Origin of the sequence: Agromyces sp. CCNWLW213, assembly GCF_037199545.1 — a bacterium.
Taxonomy (GTDB): Bacteria; Actinomycetota; Actinomycetes; order Actinomycetales; family Microbacteriaceae; genus Agromyces.
This window is the reverse complement of sequence record NZ_JBBBDX010000016.1, coordinates 1-1,619: the sequence shown is the minus strand read 5'-3', so window position 1 is coordinate 1,619 and position 1,619 is coordinate 1. Positions and strand designations below refer to the sequence as shown.

The window sequence follows — 1,619 nt, the reverse complement described above, 5'->3', positions numbered from 1 at the left end:
TCACAGCACCTCGCTGAGGAATCGGCGGAGGCGGGGGGATTGGGGTCGGTCGAAGAGGTCGTCGGGGTGGCCGTGTTCGACGACTTGGCCTTCGTCCATGAAGACGACCTGGTCGGCGACCTTGCGGGCGAAGCCCATTTCGTGGGTGACGACGAGCATGGTCATGCCGCGTTGGGCGAGGCCGGCCATGAGGTTGAGTACGCCCTTGACCAGTTCCGGGTCGAGGGCGCTGGTGGCCTCGTCGAAGAGCATGACCTCGGGTTCCATGGCGAGGGCGCGGGCGATCGCGACGCGTTGCTGCTGTCCTCCGGACAGGTCGCGGGGGCGGTGGTCGGCGCGGTCGGCCAGGCCCACCTCGGTGAGGCGTTCGTGGGCGACCCGGTTCGCCTCGGCCTTGGAGAGGCGCTTGACGTTGCGGAGGGCGAGGGCGACGTTCTCGAGCGCGGTGTGGTCGGGGAACAGGTTGAAGTGCTGGAACACCAGCCCGATCCGGCGGCGCACCACGTCGGGCTTCTGCGCCAGGACGCTCTCGCCCGCGAGGAGCACGTCGCCGCGGCTGGGTTCGTGGAGTCGGTTCACGCCGCGCAGCAGCGTGGACTTGCCCGACCCGGACGGGCCGATGATGCAGGTGGTGGTGCCGGGCGCGACGGTCAGGGACACGTCGCGGAGGACTTCGATGTCGCCGTAGGCCATGGTCAGGCCCTGCAGTTCGAGGCTGGAGCCGGTGTAGAGGTGGCCGTCGGTGACGGGGACCGGGGAGGTGTAGGTCATGAGTTCTCTCCGTAGGTGAGCGAGACCGGCGTGGCCCGCTGCTCTTCGACCTCGTCGAGGCCGGACTTGGGCGGGGTGGGCTTGCGGCGTCCGGTGCGGAACCGGTCGTCGAAGTAGTTCACGAGGTGCGTGAGCGGCACCGTGATGACCAGGTAGAACAGGCCCGCCATCACCAGCGGCGACAGGTTGCCGGTCAGGACCGCGGCGTCCTGGCCGACCCGGAAGAGCTCGCGTTCGGACACGAGCAGGCCGAGGAAGTAGACCAGGCTGGAGTCCTTCACGATCGCGATGAACTGGTTCACCAGTGCCGGCAGGACCCGGCGCACGCCCTGCGGGACGACGACCAGGCGCATGGCGTTGCCGTAGCTCATGCCGAGCGCGCGGCACGCTTCGAGCTGGCCGCGGTCCACGGACTGGATGCCGGCGCGGAAGATCTCGCCGATGTACGCGGACGCGATCAGGCTCAGGGCGAGGATGCCCAGCGGGTACGGGGAGGGTCCGAAGACCTGCTGGCTGGCGCGGGCGAAGCCCTGGCCGATCAGCAGGATGGTCAGGATCGCGGGCAGGCCGCGGAAGATGTCGGTGTAGATCCGGGCGGGAACGCGCAGCCAGCGCGAGCGGGAGATGCCCATGATCGCGATGATCATGCCGAGCACGACGCCGATCACGGTCGCGGCGATCGAGATGACCAGGGTGTTCACGAGCCCGACGCCCAGCAGCTGCGGGAACACCTGCCACATCGCGTCGAAGTCGAGGAAGGTGGCGACGAGGTTGTCGAGCCAGTCCATGATGTGCTCCGTTGTTCAAAGAGGGGAATGGTCCGGTGCGGGCCGCGCGAGTGCTGTGGG

At 68.6% G+C, this 1,619-nt stretch carries 2 protein-coding genes; both read right to left on the bottom strand.

Annotation, left to right across the window (positions count from 1 at the left end; translation table 11 throughout):
- A complete protein-coding gene (locus WBQ80_RS16995) occupies window positions 1-771 on the bottom strand; it encodes an amino acid ABC transporter ATP-binding protein (RefSeq protein ID WP_337282616.1) in 771 nt (256 codons plus the stop codon).
- Window positions 768-1,559 carry an amino acid ABC transporter permease gene (locus WBQ80_RS16990; RefSeq protein WP_336573572.1) on the bottom strand — a complete coding sequence of 264 codons (792 nt, stop codon included), beginning with the start codon at window positions 1,557-1,559 and terminating at the stop codon, window positions 768-770. The genes WBQ80_RS16995 and WBQ80_RS16990 overlap by 4 nt, the downstream gene beginning before the upstream one ends.
- Window positions 1,560-1,619 lie beyond the last annotated feature (60 nt).

Excerpts from the sequence above, each read along its gene's own strand:
- WBQ80_RS16990 (WP_336573572.1), bottom strand. The coding sequence starts at position 1,559 with ATGGACTGGCTCGACAACCTCGTCGCCACCTTCCTCGACTTCGACGCG.
- WBQ80_RS16995 (WP_337282616.1), bottom strand. The coding sequence starts at position 771 with ATGACCTACACCTCCCCGGTCCCCGTCACCGACGGCCACCTCTACACC.